Origin of the sequence: Actinoplanes siamensis, assembly GCF_016862395.1 — a bacterium.
GTDB classification, from domain to species: domain Bacteria; phylum Actinomycetota; class Actinomycetes; order Mycobacteriales; family Micromonosporaceae; genus Actinoplanes; species Actinoplanes siamensis.
Genome location: NZ_BOMW01000032.1, coordinates 40,637 through 60,209, shown reverse-complemented (window position 1 = coordinate 60,209; position 19,573 = coordinate 40,637). Strand labels below are relative to the sequence as shown.

The 19,573-nt window shown below is 72.8% G+C and carries 16 protein-coding genes and 1 riboswitch; of the genes, 8 read left to right on the top strand and 8 right to left on the bottom strand.

Annotation, left to right across the window (positions count from 1 at the left end; all coding sequences use genetic code 11):
• Positions 1–49: 49 nt before the first annotated feature.
• The 3 genes from Asi03nite_RS17090 to Asi03nite_RS17080 are packed head-to-tail and all read left to right on the top strand — an operon-like array spanning position 50 to position 3,808.
• Positions 50–1,246, top strand: a complete 1,197-nt coding sequence (locus Asi03nite_RS17090) for a thiolase family protein (RefSeq protein ID WP_203680891.1) — start codon at positions 50–52, stop codon at positions 1,244–1,246.
• Positions 1,243–3,306 carry a 3-hydroxyacyl-CoA dehydrogenase NAD-binding domain-containing protein gene (locus Asi03nite_RS17085; RefSeq protein ID WP_203680889.1) on the top strand — a complete coding sequence of 688 codons (2,064 nt, stop codon included), beginning with the start codon at positions 1,243–1,245 and terminating at the stop codon, positions 3,304–3,306. The genes Asi03nite_RS17090 and Asi03nite_RS17085 overlap by 4 nt, the downstream gene beginning before the upstream one ends.
• A 52-nt stretch (positions 3,307–3,358) precedes the next feature.
• Entirely contained in the window at positions 3,359–3,808 is a 450-nt protein-coding gene (locus tag Asi03nite_RS17080; RefSeq protein WP_203680886.1) for a hypothetical protein, read from the top strand.
• Here Asi03nite_RS17080 and Asi03nite_RS17075 read toward each other — a convergent pair.
• From Asi03nite_RS17075 to dxs, 6 genes are read right to left on the bottom strand one after another with little or no spacing between them, the layout of a single operon-like run.
• Positions 3,805–5,022 carry a sensor histidine kinase gene (locus Asi03nite_RS17075; protein ID WP_203680884.1) on the bottom strand — a complete coding sequence of 406 codons (1,218 nt, stop codon included), beginning with the start codon at positions 5,020–5,022 and terminating at the stop codon, positions 3,805–3,807. The two genes, Asi03nite_RS17080 and Asi03nite_RS17075, sit on opposite strands and share 4 nt — an antisense overlap.
• Entirely contained in the window at positions 5,019–5,681 is a 663-nt protein-coding gene (locus Asi03nite_RS17070; protein ID WP_203680882.1) for a response regulator transcription factor, read from the bottom strand. The genes Asi03nite_RS17075 and Asi03nite_RS17070 overlap by 4 nt, the downstream gene beginning before the upstream one ends.
• 47 nt (positions 5,682–5,728) lie before the next feature.
• Entirely contained in the window at positions 5,729–7,012 is a 1,284-nt protein-coding gene (locus tag Asi03nite_RS17065; protein ID WP_203680881.1) for an outer membrane protein assembly factor BamB family protein, read from the bottom strand.
• A gap of 10 nt (positions 7,013–7,022) precedes the next feature.
• Entirely contained in the window at positions 7,023–8,360 is a 1,338-nt protein-coding gene (locus Asi03nite_RS17060) for an outer membrane protein assembly factor BamB family protein (protein WP_203680880.1), read from the bottom strand.
• 24 nt (positions 8,361–8,384) lie between these two features.
• On the bottom strand, positions 8,385–9,686 hold the full coding sequence (locus Asi03nite_RS17055; RefSeq protein WP_203680879.1) for an outer membrane protein assembly factor BamB family protein: 1,302 nt from the start codon (positions 9,684–9,686) through the stop codon (positions 8,385–8,387).
• 54 nt (positions 9,687–9,740) lie between these two features.
• Positions 9,741–11,669 carry a 1-deoxy-D-xylulose-5-phosphate synthase gene (gene dxs, locus Asi03nite_RS17050; protein ID WP_203680878.1) on the bottom strand — a complete coding sequence of 643 codons (1,929 nt, stop codon included), beginning with the start codon at positions 11,667–11,669 and terminating at the stop codon, positions 9,741–9,743.
• 136 nt (positions 11,670–11,805) lie between these two features.
• Between dxs and Asi03nite_RS17045 the strand changes: the two genes are divergently transcribed.
• The 3 genes from Asi03nite_RS17045 (at position 11,806) to Asi03nite_RS17035 (ending at position 14,671) form a co-directional block, all read left to right on the top strand.
• On the top strand, positions 11,806–13,170 hold the full coding sequence (locus Asi03nite_RS17045; protein ID WP_203680877.1) for a cation:dicarboxylate symporter family transporter: 1,365 nt from the start codon (positions 11,806–11,808) through the stop codon (positions 13,168–13,170).
• 2 nt (positions 13,171–13,172) lie between these two features.
• Complete coding sequence (locus Asi03nite_RS17040; protein WP_203680876.1) at positions 13,173–13,445, top strand: DUF5808 domain-containing protein; 273 nt, start codon at positions 13,173–13,175, stop codon at positions 13,443–13,445.
• A 258-nt stretch (positions 13,446–13,703) separates the two neighbouring features.
• Positions 13,704–13,785, top strand: a riboswitch (ZMP/ZTP riboswitch).
• A gap of 16 nt (positions 13,786–13,801) precedes the next feature.
• The gene (locus Asi03nite_RS17035) at positions 13,802–14,671 is read left to right on the top strand and encodes a bifunctional 5,10-methylenetetrahydrofolate dehydrogenase/5,10-methenyltetrahydrofolate cyclohydrolase (protein WP_203680874.1); all 870 of its coding nucleotides are present in this window, start codon (positions 13,802–13,804) and stop codon (positions 14,669–14,671) included.
• A 135-nt stretch (positions 14,672–14,806) separates the two neighbouring features.
• Here Asi03nite_RS17035 and Asi03nite_RS17030 read toward each other — a convergent pair whose 3' ends face one another.
• Both Asi03nite_RS17030 and Asi03nite_RS17025 read right to left on the bottom strand, forming a co-directional pair.
• Positions 14,807–16,084: a class I SAM-dependent RNA methyltransferase gene (locus Asi03nite_RS17030; RefSeq protein WP_373872124.1), complete on the bottom strand. Its 1,278-nt coding sequence runs from the start codon at positions 16,082–16,084 to the stop codon at positions 14,807–14,809.
• The gene (locus Asi03nite_RS17025) at positions 16,081–18,120 is read right to left on the bottom strand and encodes an APC family permease (RefSeq protein WP_203680872.1); all 2,040 of its coding nucleotides are present in this window, start codon (positions 18,118–18,120) and stop codon (positions 16,081–16,083) included. Before Asi03nite_RS17025 ends, Asi03nite_RS17030 begins: the two co-directional genes overlap by 4 nt.
• Before the next feature lie 114 nt (positions 18,121–18,234).
• Here Asi03nite_RS17025 and Asi03nite_RS17020 point away from each other — a divergent pair, with 114 nt between their 5' ends.
• Positions 18,235–18,900, top strand: a complete 666-nt coding sequence (locus Asi03nite_RS17020) for a potassium channel family protein (protein WP_203680870.1) — start codon at positions 18,235–18,237, stop codon at positions 18,898–18,900.
• A 1-nt stretch (position 18,901) separates the two neighbouring features.
• Complete coding sequence (locus tag Asi03nite_RS17015; protein WP_203680868.1) at positions 18,902–19,564, top strand: potassium channel family protein; 663 nt, start codon at positions 18,902–18,904, stop codon at positions 19,562–19,564.
• Positions 19,565–19,573 lie beyond the last annotated feature (9 nt).

The window sequence follows — 19,573 nt, the reverse complement described above, 5'->3', positions numbered from 1 at the left end:
GAGTAGCATTGCCGGGACATTTGGGTTCACGCCCGCAAGGAGGCTTGCTGTGCCCCGTGAAGTACGCGAGGTCGTCTTCGTCGACGGCGTCCGCACACCGTTCGGCAAGGCGGGCGGCATGTACGCCGAGACCCGCGCCGACGACCTGGTGATCCGCTGCATCCGAGAGCTGATCAAGCGGAATCCCCAGCTCCCCACGGACCGGGTGGACGAGGTCGCGATCGCGGCCACCACCCAGACCGGCGACCAGGGCCTGACCATCGGCCGGACCGCGGCCCTGCTGGCCGGCCTGCCCAAGACGGTGCCCGGGTACGCCGTGGACCGGATGTGCGCCGGCGCGATGACCGCGGTGACGAACGTCGCCGGCGGCATCGCGATGGGGGCGTACGACATCGCCGTCGCCGGTGGCGTCGAGCACATGGGCCGGCACCCGATGGGCGAGGGCGCCGACCCGAACCCGCGGATCCTGACCGAGAAGCTGGTCGACCCGTCCGCCCTGGTGATGGGCGCGACCGCGGAGAACCTGCACGACCGGCTCCCGCACATCACCAAGGAGCGGGCCGACCGCTTCGGGCTGAACTCGCAGCTCAAGACGGCCAAGGCGTACGCCGACGGCAAGCTCCAGCCGGACCTGGTCCCGGTCGCGATCCGCAGCTCCGAGCTGGGCTGGGGCCTGGCCACCGTGGACGAGGCGCCGCGCGAGACCTCGATGGAGAAGCTGGCCACGCTGAAGACCCCGTTCCGCCCGCACGGCCGGGTCACCGCGGGCAACGCGGCGGGCCTCAACGACGGCGCCACCGCGGCCCTGATCGCCGACGAGGGGACCGCCCGCGAGCTGGGCCTGCCGGTCGCCATGCGGCTGGTGTCGTTCGCCTACGCCGGCGTCGAGCCGGAGATCATGGGGTACGGCCCGATCCCGTCGACCGAGAAGGCGCTGAAGAAGGCCGGCCTGACCATCGACGACATCGGCCTGTTCGAGCTGAACGAGGCCTTCGCGGTACAGGTGCTGGCGCTGCTGGACCACTACGGCATCGCCGACGACGACCCGCGGGTGAACCCGTGGGGCGGCGCGATCGCCATCGGTCACCCCCTGGCGTCCTCCGGCGTGCGCCTGATGACGCAGCTGGCCCGGCACTTCGCGGAGCACCCCGAGGTCCGGTACGGCATCAACGCCATGTGCATCGGTATCGGCATGGGTGGCACCGTGATCTGGGAGAACCCGAACTGGGAAGGCTTCGCGAAGTGATCGAGAACCCGAACGAGGTAGTCACCAAGGCGCTCCTGCGCCCGGTCCGGGTCCCCGGGCTGGACAAGCCGGTCGCCCTGATCACCCTGGACAACGGCTTCGACCACAAGAAGCCGAACAGCTTCGGCCCGGCCGGCCTCAAGTCGCTGGACGACGCGATCACCGCGGCCGTCGAGTCGGACCCGGCGTTCATCGCGATCACCGGCAAGCCGTACATCTTCTGCGTCGGCGCGGACATCACCGGCATGCCGCTGCTCTCCTCCCGGGAGCAGGCCGTCGAGCTGGGCGAGCTGGGCCACCGGGTGTTCGCCCGGCTGCGGGACAGCACCATCCCGACGTTCGCGTTCGTCAACGGCGCGGCCCTCGGCGGCGGCCTCGAGGTGGCCCTGCACTGCCATTACCGCACGGTGTCCACCGGCGCCGCGGCGCTCGGCCTGCCCGAGGTCGCGATCGGCCTGATCCCCGGCTGGGGCGGCAGCCAGCTGCTGCCGAACCTGATCGGCATCGCCGGCGCGGCCCAGGTGATCCTGCAGAACCCGCTGACCCAGAAGACCCTGCGCCCGAAGCAGGCCAAGGAGCTGGGCGTCGCGGACGCGCTCTTCGAGGCCGCCGACTTCCTGGAGAGCTCGCTGGCCTGGGCGGCCGGCGTGGTCAAGGGTGAGGTCACGGTGGAGCGCCCGGAGATCGACCGGGAGATGTGGGACGGCGTGCTCTGGTTCGCCAAGAACCAGCTGGACGAGAAGCTGCACGGCGCGGTCCCGTCCGCCAACAAGGCCCTGGAGCTGCTGGCTCTGGCCAAGGAGGCGTCCTTCTCCGACGGCACCGCTGCCGAGACCGAGGCGCTCGCCGACCTGATCATGGGTGACGAGGCGCGGGCCAGCCTGTACGCGTTCGACCTGGTCCAGCGACGCGCCAAGCGCCCCGTCGGCGTCCCGGACAGGTCGCTGGCTCGCAAGGTCACCAAGGTCGGCATCGTCGGCGCCGGCCTGATGGCGTCCCAGCTGGCCCTGCTCTTCCTGCGCCGCCTGCAGGTCCCCGTGGTCCTCACCGACCTGGACCAGGCTCGGGTGGACAAGGGCGTGGCCTACGTCACCGGCGAGATCGACAAGCTGGTCGGCAAGCGCCGCCTGGACGAGGGCACCGCGGCCAAGCTGCGCGGCCTGATCAGCGGCTCGGTGGACAAGGCGGTCTTCGCGGACGCCGACTTCGTGATCGAGGCGGTCTTCGAGAACCTCGAGCTGAAGAAGAAGATCTGGGCCGAGTTCGAGACGATCGTCAAGCCGGAGGCGATCCTCGCCACCAACACCAGCTCCCTGTCGATCACCGAGATGGCGGCCGACCTGCAGCACCCGGAGCGGGTGGTCGGCTTCCACTTCTTCAACCCGGTCGCGGTCCTCCCGCTGCTGGAGATCATCAAGGGCGAGCAGACCGACGACGCCACGCTGGCCACCGCGTTCGCCGTCGGCAGGGAGCTGAAGAAGTCCTCGGTTCTGGTCAAGGACGCCCCGGCGTTCGTGGTCAACCGGGTGCTGACCCGCTTCACCAGCGAGGTCTTCAAGGCGATCGACGGCGGCACCCCGCTCGATGTGGTGAACGAGGCGTTCGACCCGATGGGCCTGCCGATGCGCCCGATCGCGCTGCTGCAGCTGGTCGGCCCCGCGGTGGCGTACCACGTGGGCGAGACGCTGCACCGGGCGTTCCCGGACCGGTTCGCCGACAGCCCCAACCTCAAGCGGATCGTCGACGCCGGCCTGCCGCTGCTGGTCGACGACGAGATCAACGCCGACGTGGTCAAGCTGCTCGAGGTCGGCGACACCCCGCTGACCGCCGACGAGGTGCGCGCCAAGGCGCTCGCCGCGCTGGCCGAGGAGGTCCGGATCATGCTGGACGAGGGTGTGGTCGCCGAGGCGCAGGACATCGACCTGTGCATGATCCTCGGCGCCGGCTACCCGTTCCACCTCGGCGGGATCACGCCGTACCTGGACCGCAGCGGCGTCGCGGAGCGGGTCACCGGCAAGCGGTTCCTGCCGCGCGGCGTGGCGGACGTCCGCCGCTCCTGAACGAGATCTCCCCCACGCTCCCGCCCGGATGCCGGGCGGGAGCGTTCTCACGGTGAGCGAGCCGAAGACGCTGGGCGGCCGGCCGCACCTGGACAACGCGGAGTTCTCCGCGGTCACCGGCACCATGGAGGACAGCCTGCTCACCTCGTACCCGGGGGCGAGCACCTCGTTCGGCGCGTTCTACGGCGCGCCGCCGAAGAAGAACATGGTGATGGCGATCGCGGTGGCCGCCCCGATCCCGGACCCGGCGCTGGAGCTCGACCGCAACTTCACCAACATGAGCCTGACCGGCCTGGCGGTGGACGACGTCGCACCGGTCGGCACCGGCTCGCTCGGCGGCGTGGCCAGGTGCGGCAACAGCGAGACGTCCGGGATCGACCTGGCCGTCTGCGTCTGGAGCGACGAGGGCAGCGTCGGCATGCTGGTCTGGTACCACTCGTCGGCGACCAGGGCGAAGGCGGAGTTCCCGGTCCTGCGGGGGCAGATCGAGAAGGTCGGCTAGCGGGACCGGGGGACGCTCGCGGTCGCGGCCACCACCGGGGTGGTGTCCGCGGCCGGCAGCGAGACGGTGACCTCCAGGCCGCCGTCGACCAGGGCGATGGCCGAGACCGTGCCGCCGTGCGCGTCACACACCGCCCGGACGATCGACAGCCCCAGGCCGGAGCCGCGCGAGCCGGTCCGCTCCCAGCCACCCCGCCGGAACGGCTCGAACAACCCCGGCACCTCGTTCTGCTCCACCTCGTGGCCGGTGTTGCCGACGATCAACCGGGCCTGCCCGTCCACCGACGCGGTGCGCAGCCAGAGGCGGCCGAGCAGGTGGTTGTAGCGGATCGCGTTCTCGATCAGGTTGCCGGCCAGCCGGTCCAGCAGACTCGGGTCGCCGACCACCGGGGCCGCCGCGAGGTCGGTGGTGACCTCCAGCCGCATCCGCTCGGCCTCGTCCTTCACCGCGGACAGCGCGTTGTACACACTGGTGGCCAGGTCGGCCGGCACCTTGCGGACCAGCCGCCGGCCGGACTGCGCCTCCGAGCGGGCCAGCACCAGCAGCGCGTCGACCAGCCCGTTCGCCCGGGACGAGGCGTCGCGCACCACCCGGGCCATCCGCCGGTACTCCGCGACGTCGGCGTCCGGGTCGCTGAGCGTCACGTCGATCTCGGTGCGCATCACCGCCAGTGGGGTGCGCAGCTCGTGCGAGGCGTTCGCGACGAACCGCTTCTGTGACTCGAACGCCTCGGCCAGCCGGTCCAGCATCGCGTCGAACGTGCGGGCCAGCTCGGCCACCTCGTCGTCCGCGCCGGAATACCGGATCCGCTGGTCCAGCGTCTCCTCGCCGAGCCGCTGGGCGGTCTGGGTGACGGTGTGCAGCGGGCGCAGCGCCCGCCGGGTCACCAGGTATCCCCCGGCGATGCCGATGATGCCGATCGCCACCAGCGCGCTCAGCCCTTTGATCAGCAGCTGGTCGGAGGCCTCGTCGATGGTCTCGGTCTGCCAGGCGCGGGCCTCCCGGACGCTGCCGTCGTTGAGCGTCACGGTGGAGCCGGGGCGCAGCTCGTCGGCCGGGTGCAGGGACTCGTCGACCAGCAGCCAGGCCAGCACCACCAGCACCGCGCCGGCCGCGACCAGCAGGATCCCGTTCAGCAGGGTGAGCCGCAGCCGCAGGGTGGGCCGCAGCAGCCAGCGCAGGCCCCGCGGGCGCTGCCCCTGATAGACGGTCAACCGGTCACGACCCGGTAGCCGGCGCCGACCACTGTCTCGATCAGCGGTGGATCCCCGAGCTTCTTCCGCAGGGTCATCACGGTCACCCGGACCGTGGTGGTGAACGGGTCGGTGTTCGCGTCCCAGACCCGCTCCAGCAGCTCCTCGCTGGAGACCACCGCGCCGCTCGCCTTGAGCAGCACCTCCAGGACGCCGAACTCCTTGTTGGTCAGGTCGACAGGCGTCTGTCCGCGGGTCACCGCCCGGCGGCCCGGGTCGAGCACCAGGTTGCCGACGCTGAACACCGGCGGGGCGGGCGGGGTGGCCCGCCGGCCCAGCGCCTGCACCCGGGCCACCAGCTCGTCGAAGGCGAACGGCTTGGGCAGGTAGTCGTCGGCGCCGAGCTGGAGTCCCTCGACCCGGTCGGCGACCGAGGCGCTGGCGGTGAGCATCAGCACCCGGGTCAGCGCGCCGGACTCGACCAGGGCGGCGCAGATCTCGTCACCGTGCATGCCGGGCAGGTCGCGGTCCAGCACGACCACGTCGTAGCGGGTGACGTAGGCCATCTCGTGGCCCTCCAGGCCGTCGTACGCCACGTCGACAGCCATCCCGTGCCGCCGCAGCCCGCGCGCGATCGCGTCGGCCATCGTCCGCTCGTCCTCCACCACCAGTACGCGCATCGCAGACCTCCTCGGCACCGGCCGGCCCCGGCGGCCGTAGCTGAAGGCTACCGAAGCCGCCAAACCCCGACGGCCGCGTCGCTCCGGCGGCAGACCAGCGCTTCGGCGGCGACCGTGCACTCGCCGGTGACGCCGGCGGCGGTGGCGAGCGGCCGGACCCGGAACGGGTCCACCTCGAGCACGCCGAACGTGGCCCCGCCGGACTCCATGCGCTCGACGTAGAGGGCCGAGTCGTGGCCGGCCGCGAACTGCCAGCCGTCGGCGCGGTCCGTCACCCGGCCGGTGACCGGGTCGGAGCGCACGATCCGGGGCCGGGTCCCGTCCTGCTGTTCCATGCCGATCAGCCAGCCGTCCTCCCACAGCGAGTACGCCCCGTCCGGCCTCGACCAGCGTTCCGTCAGGGTGGCCGGGTCGATCCCGGTGACCCGGCCGTCGGGGGCGTACACGCAGATCAGGTCTCCGCAGGAGGAGCCCGCCACGCTGTCGCCCAGGCTCCGGGCGGTGTGCGCCAGCGCGATCAGGCCGGGGTCGAAGATCGTGGTCCCGGTGGTGTCGCCGCTGATCAGCACCCGGTCGCCGACCGGCCAGAGCGCCGTGGCCGGCGGCGGCAACCCGGGCAGCCGCACCTGCGCCGTGCGCCGGCCGTCCCGGGTGTCGTAGGCGGACAGCCGCCCGGCCCGCAACACGTGGAGCCGCCGGAGCACGCCGCGACGCAGGTCGGTGACACTGCGCTCGCCGGGCTCCTTCCGGACCCGCCACCGGACCTCGCCGGTCGCCAGGTCCACCCCGTGCCAGTCGACCTCCCGGTCGAGGTCGTCGACCTCGAGGCTGTTCGAGCCGAACACCGCGGGCCCGCCGGGCGTGACGCCGACCAGCTCGCCCCGGTGCCGCCAGAGCTCCGGCCCGCCGGGACGCACCGCGATAGTGGTCTGCGCGGCCGCGCTGTAGGCACGCACGTTGATCAGCAGCAGGTCGTCCCCGGCCGGCTGGACACGGATGATCTCCCCGGGGACGGTCAGCGTGTGCGCGAAGAGGGGGCGCACCCCGGGCAGCGTGTACGCCCGGATCGTCTGCCGCCGCTCCGACGTGCCGACCAGCTCACCCAGGTCGATCACGTAGAACCGGTCCGGCAGCACCTGGAGCCGGGCGTCGGAGATGGCCGGCACCGTCACCGGCGGCGCCTGCGGCGGGCGCGGCGCGGCGCCGCCGAGCAGCGCCAGCAGCGCGAGGGCGACGGCCGCGAGCGGCGGCCGGAAGCGGCGCGCGGGCATCGGCGTCGCCGGCTGCTCCTCGTCCTCTATCTCACCGAGATCGATCACCGCGTCAGACACAGAGAACAACTTAGATGCGGTACGCCCAGATCCGTAGCCCGCCGGCCGAGTGGCAGACCAGATGGTGACCGTCCGAGTCGCAGTCGCCGGGACCGGTGCCGGTCACCCCGAGCCGCCGGATCTCGGCGTGCCCGGGCACCACCGCCGCGAACGCCTGCCCGTCTGCTTCCGCGCGGCGCAGCAGCAGCGGCTCGTGGGACGCCCCGGCCACCGGAGCGGTCCAGCCGGTCAGGTCCACCCGGGTCGCGCCGGTGTGCGGGTCGCTGAGCCGCACCGGCTCGCCGGACGCCGCGTCGGTCTGCAGCACGTAGCCCGCGCGGACCGCCAGGTCCACGTCCTCCTGCACCCGCCAGCGCGGCCGCCCACTGACCGGGTCGAGGATCCGCAGGTCACCGTGCTCGCCGTCGCAGAGCACGCCCTGACAGTCGGCCGGGTCGGCGACCAGGTCACGGACCGCGCGGATCCACAGCCGTCGCAGCGTGCGGGCGTCGAAGGCCACCTGCCGGCCGGGGTTCCGATAGCTGACCAGCGCCACATCGCCCAGCAGCGAGCCGCTGACCGGCCCGTGCCCGGCGAACCGCGGCAGCTCGGCCTGCCGGATCAGCTCGCCGGTGCGGCCGGCCACCAGGCTGAGCCGCTCGGACGAGGTGATCAGCACCGCCGGCTCGTCGCCGGGCACCTCGTCGACGGTGACCGAGCCGCCCGGCGTGCTGGTCCAGATCGTCCGCCCGTCGCTCAGGTCCAGGCCGCGGACCTCGGTGCGCAGCGGCGGCTCGGTGTGCGGCTCGCCGGTGGCCGAGAAGTAGAGCGGGCCGGGATCGCCGGAGTCCTGGTCGTACCCGGTGCCGGGACGGAACACCCGGTCCACCGTGACGCCGATGCCGCTGCCCGCCAGCACGGTCACCGCGATCGGCGAGGACCAGCGGATCCGCCCGGTGGCGTTGTCCACCGCTGTGGTCCGCGCGCCGGCGGTCAGCAGGGCCACGTCGCCGGCCTGCCGCACGGTCACCGAGGCGACCGGGATGACGCCCCGGTCGTCGCCGACCGGCACCCGGGCGGTCCACCGCGGAACCGGCGGTCCGGCCGGGTCCCAGGCGGTCACCGAGGGCTCGGTCCCGCTGGTGTCGACGGTGTAGAGCCGGCCGCCGGCCAGCTGCACGGGACCGTCCGGGGCGCTGATCGCGCCCAGGTAGCGCCACCGGATGCCGGCCGCCGGCGCGGCGCCGCCCAGGGCCGCGAGCAGGGCGAGGCAGACCAGCAGGCCGGCGCGGCGACGGGCGGCGAGCGGGGGACGCGAGGCGGGCGATGGGCCGGGGCGGGCCTCGCGGTCCAGCTCGATCAGCGCCACAGGACACCCTTTCCGGTACGAGGGTCAGCCCGCGCCGGCCGCCTCGTCATAGGCCCACACCACCAGCTCACCGGCCGTGGACCGGCAGATCAGGCGCCCCGGCGCGGCCTCGCACTGCCCCGTCCCGGCGGGGAGCTGGGCGATCGGGCGCGGGCGGCCGGTGTCCCGGTCGGCGACCGCGACCATGGTACGCGCGCCGGGCGGGGCCTCCAGGGTGACCAGCAGATCGCCGGACCCGTCCGCCCCGGCCACCGGCAGCCACCCGGTCAGGTCGACCAGGACCCGGCCGGTGGCGCTGTCCACCAGGCCGACCGGCCGGCTGATGTCGTCGTCCGGGTAGGCCAGCAGATCCGGGCCCTGCTCGTCGACGGCCTGCCAGTTGGCCCGCGCCCAGCGCCGGTCCCCGGTGGACGGGTCGACCGCGACCACCCCGGCCTGTCCGAGGAGACAGGCGAGCGGGCCACAGGGCTGGACCTCGTAGGTGCCGCCGGCCGGCTCGGTCCAGATCGGGCGGAGCGTGGCCGGGTCGTACGCGGAGACTTCCATCCCGGACTGGCCGGGGTGCCGCAGCAGCACCACCCCGCCGGCCACCACCGGGTTCTCCGGGCCGTAGTTGGCCGTGGGAAGTTCCCGGGTGGCCAGTAGGCGGCCGCCGGCCAGGTCGTACAGGTTCGCGGTGCGGTCGTCGCGGACGGTCAGCAGGTGAGCGCCGGCCGGGCCGGGCACGCTCAGCACCACAGCCGTCGACGGGACCCGCAGTTGCCAGCGGGTCGACCCGGTGACCGGGTCGAGCACGTCGATCGCACCCTGCACCCGGCGGCCGCTGCCGGAGAGGCTGCGCGTGCCGGTGACCGCGGCCAATGCCACGCCACCGCCGATGGACACCACGTTGCGCGGGTTCCGCCAGGCCAGGGCGCCGGTGGTGACCGAGATCGCGGTGGTGCCGCCGGACTGGTAGGCGGTGGTCCACGGTTGCAGCAGCAGGAGGCCGCCGCCGGTGCGCAGCCGGTAGACCGGGATCGGCTGCGGGGTGCGCCAGCGCAGCGCGCCGGACTCCAGGTCGTACGAGGTGAGCTGACCGCCGGCCTGGGTGAGCAGGCCGGCGCCGGTGATCAGATACGGGTCGGCGGGGCTCATCGGGATCCGCAGCAGCGCCCTGAGCGGCGGTTGCGGCGGAGCGGCCGAGGCCCCCGAGCTCAGCAGCAGGAGCATGGCCACCACGACAGGGGCGAACCACTGCGGGGTGGCACCCCGCCGCAGCCGCTCGTAGGACTCCGGCTCACCCCGGCCGAGGCCGAGGTCGATGACGACCGTCTCCGCGCCCATCCATCCAAAATAACGGTTGAGTAACGAAGACGCTCGTCGACTTCCCAGCTTTTGTCAGATCGTTGCCTGCGGCTCCTCGACCGTGTCCACGGCGTCCAGGCGGGACACCCACTCGGTCACGTCCCGGGCGATGTCCTGCGCGGTCAGGCCGAGCGACGCGAGGATCTCGGCGCGGGTGCCGTGCGGGTGGAAGCCGGCCGGGACGCCGAAGTCGCGCAGCGGCACGAGGCTCCCGGCGTCACGCAGCGCGGCGGCCACCGCGTCGCCGACGCCGCCGGCACGGATGCCGTCCTCGATGGTCACCACCAGGCGGTGCTGGGCGGCCAGGCCGGTCAGCTCGATCGGCACCGGACGGACCCAGCGCGGGTCCACCACCGTCACGCCGTAGCCCTGCTCGGCCAGGCGCTCGGCGGCGTCCAGCCCCAGGCCGGCGAACGAGCCCACCGCCACCAGCAGAATGTCCTTGCGCTCGTCCTCCCGCAGGACGTCCACCTGACCGGCCCGGCGCAGGGCCGGGGTCTCCGGGGCGACAGTGCCGGTCGGGAAGCGCACGATGGTCGGGCCGTCGCTGACCGCGACCGCCTCGCGCAACTCCTCGCGCAGGGTGGCGGCGTCGCGCGGCGCGGCGATCCGCAGGCCGGGGACGGCCCCGAAGACGCTCATGTCCCAGATGCCGTAGTGGCTCGGGCCGTCCGGACCGGTGATGCCGGCCCGGTCCAGCACGAACGTGACAGGCAGCCCGTGCATCGCCACGTCCAGCAGGACCTGGTCGAAGGCGCGGTTGAGGAACGTGGCGTAGACCGCGACCACCGGGTGCAGGCCGCCCATCGCCAGGCCGGCCGCGCTGGTGGCGGCGTGCTGCTCGGCGATGCCGACGTCGTACGTCCGCTCCGGGTACTTCTTGGCCAGCTCGGCGATGCCCGTCGGCTCGGCCATCGCGGCGGTGATGCCCACCACGTCCGGGCGCTCGTCGGCGATCCGCACCAGCTCCTCGGAGAAGACCTTGGTCCACTTCAGCGACTGCTTCGCGGTGAGCGCGCCGGTCTGCGGGTCGAAGGCGCCCGGGCTGTGCCAGCAGTCCGCCTCGTCCTGCTCGGCGGGGCGGTAGCCGTAGCCCTTGCGGGTGACCGCGTGCACGATGACCGGCGCGTTGAAGCCCTTGGCCCGGCGCAGAGCGGACTCCATCGCCTGCTGGTCGTGGCCGTCGACCGGACCGATGTACTTCAGGCCGAGATCCTCGAACATCGGCTGCGGGCTGACCGCGTCCTTGATGCCGCGCTTGACCGCGTGCAGCACCTCGAAGACCGGCTTGCCGACCACCGGGGTCGAACCGAGCGCGTCCTTCACCAGGTCGAGCACCTTCTCGTAGCCCGGGTTGAGGCGCAGCGTGGAGAGGTGGTCGGCCAGGCCGCCGATGGTCGGCGCGTACGAGCGGCCGTTGTCGTTGACGACGATGACCAGCCGGTTCTTCGTGGCCGCGATGTTGTTGAGAGCCTCCCAGCACATGCCGCCGGTGAGCGCGCCGTCACCCACCACGGCCACCACGTGCCGGTCCTCGCCGCGCAGCGCGAACGCCTTGGCCAGCCCGTCGGCGTAGGACAGGGCGGTGGAGGCGTGCGAGTTCTCGACCAGGTCGTGCTCGCTCTCCGCCCGGCTCGGGTAGCCGGTCAGGCCGCCCCGCTGGCGGAGCAGGTCGAAGCCCTCCTGGCGACCGGTCAGGATCTTGTGCACGTACGCCTGGTGGCCGGTGTCGAAGAGGATCTTGTCACGGGGCGAGTCGAAGACCCGGTGCAGCGCGAGCGTCGTCTCGACGACGCCGAGATTCGGGCCGAGGTGGCCCCCGGTCCGCGACACCTTGGCCACGAGGAAGTCCCGAACCTCGGCCGCCAGCAGGGTGAGCTGCTCGGCGGAGAGTCGCTTGAGAGCAGCGGGATCGGTGACGCTCGCCAGCAGGCCGGCCGGGATCGAGGGGGAGTCGCTCATGAGGCAGAAGTCTATCGGGGTGACGCGCGCACGCGACCTGGAGCGAACGGACAGGCCGAATCCTCCACACCACCTCCACATTCCGCGATCGGGGGAGGTCTGTGATTCGGTTCACGTCAACGGGTAACCGGTACCCATGTCTGTCGATGCGCAGGCCCCGCGGCGGCGGGACCGCAGCCACTTCCTGTACCTGGCCGTGCTGCTCGCGATGGGGCTCGGCATCGCGGTGGGCTTCCTGGTCCCGGACCTCGCTGTCGAGCTCAAGCCACTGGGCACCGGGTTCGTCGACCTGATCCGGATGATGATCGCCCCGGTGATCTTCTGCACCCTGGTGCTCGGCGTCGGCTCGATCCGGCGCGCCGCCCAGGTCGGCCGGGTCGGCGGGCTGGCGCTCGGCTACTTCCTGCTGATGTCGACGGTAGCGCTGGCGATCGGCCTGGTGGTCGGCAACATCCTGCACCCCGGCGCCGGCCTGCACCTGAGCGGGGAACTGGCGAGGACCGGCACGGCGCAGGTCAGCGAACAGGCCCCGAGCGGCGTCGAATTCGTGCTCGGGATCATCCCGGACACCCTGGTCTCCGCGTTGACCAGCACCCAGGTGCTGCAGACGCTGCTGGTGGCCCTGCTGGTCGGGTTCGCCGTGCAGTCGCTGGGCGAGCGCGGCGAGCCGGTGATCCACGCGGTCGCGCTGGCCCAGCGGGTGGTCTTCCGGATCCTGGCGATGATCATGTGGCTGGCCCCGATCGGCGCGTTCGGGGCGATGGCGGCGCTGGTCGGCGCGACCGGCTTCGACGCGCTGAAGAGCCTGGCCACGATCATGGTGGGCTTCTACGTCACCTGCGCGATCTTCGTCTTCGTGGTGCTCGGGCTGATCCTCCGGCTGGCCGCCCGGATGTCGATCCTCCGGCTGCTGCGCTACCTGGCCCGGGAGTTCCTGCTGATCCTGTCCACCTCGTCGTCGGAGTCGGCGCTGCCCCGGCTGATCGCCAAGATGGGCCACCTGGGGGTGAGCCGGCCGGTGGTCGGCATCGTGGTGCCGACCGGGTACTCGTTCAACCTGGACGGGACCGCCATCTACCTGACCATGGCGTCGCTGTTCATCGCGGACGCGCTGGACCGGCCGCTCTCCGTGGGGCAGCAGATCGGCCTGCTGCTCTTCATGATCGTGGCCTCGAAGGGCGCCGCGGGGGTCACCGGCGCCGGGCTGGCCACGCTGGCCGGCGGGCTGCAGAGCCACCGGCCCGACCTGGTCCCCGGGGTGGGGCTGATCGTCGGGATCGACAGGTTGATGTCCGAGGCGCGGGCCCTGACGAACTTCGCCGGCAACGCGGTCGCCACCGTCCTGGTCGGCACGTGGACCCGGGAGATCGACCGGGAGCAGGCCGCCCGGGTGCTCTCCGGGCAGGCCCCGTTCGACGAGTCCAGCTTCGACGACGATCCGCATGCCGCCGGGACGCCGGCCGCCCCTGGTCCCGGGACCGGCCCCGGGGCTACCGTTTGATCGTGCCTCCCGTGCTGGCCGGGCTGGTCGTCCTGGCCCTGGCGCTGACGCTGCTGGTCCTGGCCGTCCGCCAAGTGGCGAACCAGGCCCGGGACCTCGCGCCGGGCTGGCACGGCTTCCTCTACGTGAACCGCGCCGACCCGGCGTTGCTCGTCCCCCGGCGCAACGGCTTCGGCTGGACGCTCAATTTCGGTCACTCGGCGAGCTGGCACTTGCTCACCGCCCTGCTGCTGCTTCCGGTGCTGGTGGCCGGCCTCGCGGCGTTGTTCGCCTGACGGCGCGGTCCTCGCTCCGCCGCACGTGCCTCGTGCCGGCTGCGAGCGGGTCATCCCGGCAACCTGCGCCGAAGCACACGCAGGCGTGCCTCGTGCCGGCTGCGAGCGGTCATCCCCGAGACCGGCGACGCGCACCCGCAGGCACACCCGGCCGCCGCCGGCCCGTCCACGCCGGCACGGTTCGGGAACCGCCGCCGGCAGGCGCGGCGAGCCGGCCGGACCCCGGCGGCCCGCCGCGGACGCGCGTCCGGCATCCTGGAGGGACGCAGCGACTGGCGGCACGGGGATGGTCGAACCATCGGGGAGCTCGTCACGGGAGTCGACCGCCTGGGCTCCCCGGCCGAGGAGCGAAAGACATGACCACCGAGACAACAGCACGCCTCCTGCCCGGCGCGCCCGTCGCCGAGGCCGTGCTGGCCGACGTGCGCGAGCGCGTCGCGCGGCTCAAGGAGCGCGGGATCCGGCCGAGCCTGGCGACCATCCTGGTGGGCGACGACGACGCCAGCGCCGGCTACATCCGGATCAAGCAGAAGCAGGCCGGTGAGCTGGGCTTCGAGTCGCCGCACCGGCATCTGGGCGGCGACGTCACCCAGGCCGACCTGCTGACGGTGATCCGTGAGTTCAACGACGACAAGAGCGTGCACGGCGTCCTCATCCAGTACCCGATCCCCGCGCACCTGGACTACGACGCCGCGCTGCAGACCCTCGACCCGGACAAGGACGTCGACGGGATGCACCCGCTCAACATGGGGCGGCTCGCGGTGGGGCTGCCCGGCCCGCTGCCCTGCACGCCGGCCGGGATCGAGGCGCTGCTGGCCCACCACGGGGTGGAAGTCTCCGGCCGTGAGGTGGTCATTCTCGGTCGCGGCGCCACGCTCGGCCGGCCCCTGGCGATGCTGCTGGCGCAGAAGCGGCCGACCGCGAACGCCGCGGTGACAGTGGTGCACACCGGAGTGCGGGACTGGCCGCGGTACACCCGGCGCGCGGAGATCCTGATCGCGGCGGCCGGCGTGCCCGGGATCATCCAGCCGGAGCACGTGCGGCCGGGGGCCGTGGTGATCGGGGGCGGGGTGCGCTACGAGGGCCGCCGGCTGCTGCCCGACGTGGACGAGTCGTGCGCCGCGGTGGCCGGGGCGATCACGCCGCGCGTGGGCGGGGTCGGGCCGACCACCGTGGCCATGCTGTTCCGCAACGCGGTGGCCGCCGCGGAGCGCGCCAACCCGTGACCGGACGCCGGCCCACCCTCCGGTGGGCCGGCGCGGGTTCACGCCGCGTACCGGTACGCCGAGCACCGCAAAGGGCTCTGCGCCCGGTTCCGCCGCTCCCCAGGCGCGCCGGGATCCGGCCCGACCGGACCAGCCCTACGCCGGCAGCAGCAGGGCGACGCACTCCACGTGCTGGGTCATCGGGAAGCAGTCGAAGGCGCGCAGCTCCGCCAGCTCCCAGCCCAGCGACCGGAACGTCTTCACGTCCCGGGCCAGCGCCGCCGGATCGCAGGCGACGTAGGCGACCGCCCGCGCCCCGGCCGCCGCGATCCCCCGGACCACCCGGGCGCCCGCTCCGGCCCGGGGCGGGTCCAGCACGATCAGGTCGACCGGGCCGGTGATCCGGCGGCGGCTCAGAGCCGTCTCGACCGCTGCCTGCACCACCTCGACCTGCGGCAGGTCGGCCAGGTTCGCCCGCGCGGCCTGGACGCCCAGCGGCGACGACTCGACCACCGTGGTCCGGGCGCCGGTCCGCTCGGCCACCGCGGCGGCGAACAGGCCGGCTCCGCCGTACAGATCCCAGGCGATCTCGCCGGCGGTCGGCCGCAACATGTCCAGCACCGCGGCGATCAGCGTGGCCGCGGCCTCCGGGTGCACCTGCCAGAAGCCCTCCGGCGGGAGCTCCCAGGCGCGCCCGCCGGCCACCTCGGTGACCCGCTCCGGGCCGGCGATACGGACCAGCTCGGATCCGCCCGGGTCCTCGGTGGGGTCGTCGCCGGACGGCCGGGACGTGCCGGCCCGGCGCTCCAGCGCGACGACGTCGCCGTCGCCGGAGGCCACCGCCTGCAGCGCGGCCGAGTCCGGCCAGGAGCGCTGCAGCAGGTCGAGCTCCTGGATCGCCGGATGGGCGATCAGGCACCTGTCGATCGGGACCACCTGGTGCGAACGGTGCTGGAGCAGGCCGGGGCGGCCGGCGGCGTCGACCGCGTACCGCACCCGGGTGCGCCAGCCGAGCAGATCGGCGGAGAGCGGCTCCGTACCGGCGAAGATCTTGTCCTGGTCCTCGGGCGCCAGCCCGGCCAGCCGGCCCAGCTGTTCCCGGACCACCTGGGTCTTCCACCGCAGCTGCGCGTCGGCCGCGACGTGCTGCAGGTCGCAGCCGCCGCAGCCACCCGGATGGGCGTAGCGGCAGGGCGGCGGGACGCGGTCCGGCGAGGCCTCGTGGATCTCGACGGCGTCGGCGCGCAGGTACCCCCGGTGCCGCTCGGTGATCTCGGCGGTGACCCGCTCGCCGGGCAGCGCGTGCCGGACGAAGACCACCCGGCCGTGCGGCCCGCCGTGCCGGGCCACGCAGTGCCCGCCGTGGGCCGGCGCGCCGACGGTCAGCTCGATCCGGTCGCCCTCGACGAGGTCGTCCTCGAACGGCACGGTCACGGCCTCTCCCCACCACTCGGTTCGGCTACCGGCGCGGCCGGCCTGGTCCGCGGACCACGCGCCGGGGCCCGGCTCAGCCCGCGGTCCAGCCGGTCCAGGTCGCGGTCCTGGCTGGAGCGCAGCTGCCAGGGCACGCTGGTGACCATCACCCCGGGCTCGAACAGCAGCCGGCCCTTGATCCGCAGGGCGCTCTGGTTGTGCAGCAGGTTCTCCCACCAGCGGCCGACCACGTACTCCGGGACGAAGACGGTGACCACGTCCCGGGGCGAGGCACGGCGCACGCTCTTCACGAAGTCGATGATCGGCTTGGTGATCTCCCGGTACGGCGAGTCGATCACGGTGAGCGGGACCGGCAGCTCCCGGCGCTCCCACTCCCCCTGGATCACCCGGGTGTCCTTGTCGTCCACGTTCACGGTGACCGCGGTGATCGTGTCCGGGCGGGTGGCCTGGGCGTAGGCGAGCGCCCGCAGCGTGGGCATGTGCACCTTGCTGACCAGCACCACGGCGTGGTTGCGGGAGGGCAGCACCGGGCGCTCCTCGGTGGGCCGCAGCTCCTCGGCGACCCGGGTGTAGTGCTTGTGGATGGCCAGCATCAGCGCGTAGATCACGATCATCGCGGCGATCGCGATCCACGCGCCGAGCAGGAACTTGGTGATCAGTACGACGATCAGCACGGCCCCGGTCAGCCCCATGCCGAACCCGTTGATCGCCCGGGAGCGGATCATCTGGCGGCGGCGCTCCGGATCGCGGTGGATCTGCAGCAGGCGGTTCCAGTGCCGGATCATGCCGGCCTGGGACAGCGTGAACGACACGAACACGCCCACGATGTAGAGCTGGATCAGCCGGGTGGTCTCCGCCTGGAACGCGACGATCAGCACGATCGCGGCGCCGGCCAGGAAGACGATGCCGTTGCTGAACGCCAGCCGGTCGCCCCGGGTGTGGAACTGGCGGGGCAGGTACCGGTCCTGCGCCAGGATCGAGCCGAGCACCGGGAAGCCGTTGAACGCGGTGTTCGCGGCCAGGAACAGGATCAGCGCGGTGACCCCGCCGACCAGCACGACCAGCCAGGAGCCGTGGCCGAAGACGGTCTCGGCGAGCTGCGCGGTGACCGTCTTCTGCTCGTAGTTCGGCGGGCCGGCCAGGATCTGCGTGGTCGGGTCCTCCACGTACTGCAGGCGGGTCATCCGGGCCAGCGAGACGATCCCGAACAGCATCACGATCGCGGTGCCGCCCAGCAGCAGCAGCGTCGTGGCGGCGTTGCGGCTCTTCGGCGGCTTGAACGCGGGCACGCCGTTGGAGATGGCCTCCACCCCGGTCAGCGCCGCGCAGCCCGAGGAGAACGTCCGCAACAGCAGGAAGACGAACGCGAAGCTGGTGAGATGGCTCTCCTCGGCGGTGATGGTCAGCCCGGCGCTGGGCGCCCGCAGATCTTCGCCGAGGACGAAGACGCGGAACAGCCCGGTCAGGATCATGCCGACGATCACGATGATGAAGAGGTACGTCGGTACGGCGAAGGCGGTCCCCGACTCGCGCAGGCCCCGCAGGTTCAGCGCGGTCAGCAGCAGCACCGCGCCGACCGCGATCTCGACCTTGTGCACCCCGATCGAGTCCCAGGGCACCACCGAGGCGAGGTTGCTGACCCCGGAGGAGATCGACACCGCGACGGTCAGGATGTAGTCGACCAGCAGCGCGCTGGCCACGGCGAGACCGGCGCGGGGCCCGATGTTGACCGTGGCCACCTCGTAGTCGCCACCGCCGGAGGGGTAGGCGTGCACGTTCTGCCGGTAGCTGGCGACCACTGTCACCATCACCACCGCGACCGCGAGCGTCACCCAGGGCGAGATCGCGAAGGCGCTGGCCCCGGCGATCGACAGGGTCAGCAGGATCTCGTCCGGCGCGTAGGCCACGCTGGACAGGGCGTCGCTGGCGAACACCGGCAGGGCGATCCGCTTGGGCAGCAGCGTGTGCTGCAGCCTGTCGGAGCGGAACGGCCGGCCGAGCAGCAGCCGCTTGGCTAAGGAGGTGGTACTTGCCACGAGTGCCAAGGGTACGGCCGCACGCGTGCGGCTGTTGCCCGCCCCGGACAACGTGCCGCAGAGGGGCATGGCACGCTCATCAGGGATGGTAGGCGATCGGGGAGGGCACGAACCGTGCACGTGGTGATCATGGGGTGCGGCCGGCTCGGTTCCACGCTGGCACAGAATCTCGACGCGCGGGGCCATCAGGTCGCCGTGATCGACCAGAACGCCGACGCGTTCCGCCGGCTGGGCTCCGACTTCGGCGGCATCACGGTGAACGGCATCGGCTTCGACAGGGACGTGCTGCGGGCCGCCGGCATCGAGCGGGCCGACGCCTTCGCGGCCGTCTCCAGCGGCGACAACTCCAACATCATCTCGGCCCGGCTGGCCCGCGAGACGTTCGGCGTCTCCCGGGTCGTCGCCCGGATCTACGACGCCAAGCGGGCCCAGGTGTACGAGCGGCTGGGCATCCCCACGGTGGCCACCATCCGCTGGGCGGCCGACCGGATGTTCCGCTTCCTGGTCCCCGAGGACCTCAACGAGGTGTTCCGCGACCCGACCAGTGTGGTCAGCATCGTCGAGGTGCCGCTGCACTCCGACTGGGTGGGCCGGACGGTGAAGACCCTCGAGGAGCAGACCGGCGCCCGGGTGGCGTACCTGCTGCGCTTCGGGGTCGGCGCGCTGGCCCAGCCGTCCACCGTGCTGCAGGACGGCGACCAGGTCTTCATGCTGGTCACCGACGAGACCGTGGGCAAGGTCATGGACATCGCCGGACGCGCCGGGAACGAGGGGCACTGACATGCGCATCGCCATCGCGGGAGCCGGCAACGTGGGCCGCTCCATCGCTCAGGAACTGATCGGCAACGGCCACCAGGTGATGCTGATCGAACGGCAGCCCCGGCAGCTCTGCCCGGAACGGGTGCCCGAGGCGGAGTGGGTGCTGGCCGACGCCTGCGAGCTGAGCAGCCTGGAGGAGGCCGACGTCGCGTCCTGCGACGTGGTGGTCGCGGCGACCGGCGACGACAAGGCCAACCTGGTGGTGTCGCTGCTGGCCAAGACCGAGTTCGCGGTCGGCCGGGTGGTGGCCCGGGTGAACCGGGCGGAGAACGAGTGGCTGTTCACCGAGCAGTGGGGCGTCGACGTGGCGGTGAGCAAGCCGCGCCTGATGGCCGCGCTGGTCGAGGAGGCGGTCACGGTCGGGGACCTGGTCCGCCTGATGACCTTCCGGCAGGGTGAGGCCAACCTGGTGGAGATCACCCTGCCGAGGAACGCGCCGTACGAGGGTCAGCCGCTGCGCGCGGTGCCGATGCCACGGGACGCCGCGCTCGTCGCCATCCTGCGCGGCAAGCGGGTCGTGGTCCCGACGCCCGACGACCCGCTGGAGGCCGGCGACGAGCTGATCTTCGTGTGCACCAGCGAGGTGGAGGACCAGATCCGCGCCGTGGTGCTGGGCTCCGCCTAGGCCCTGGGC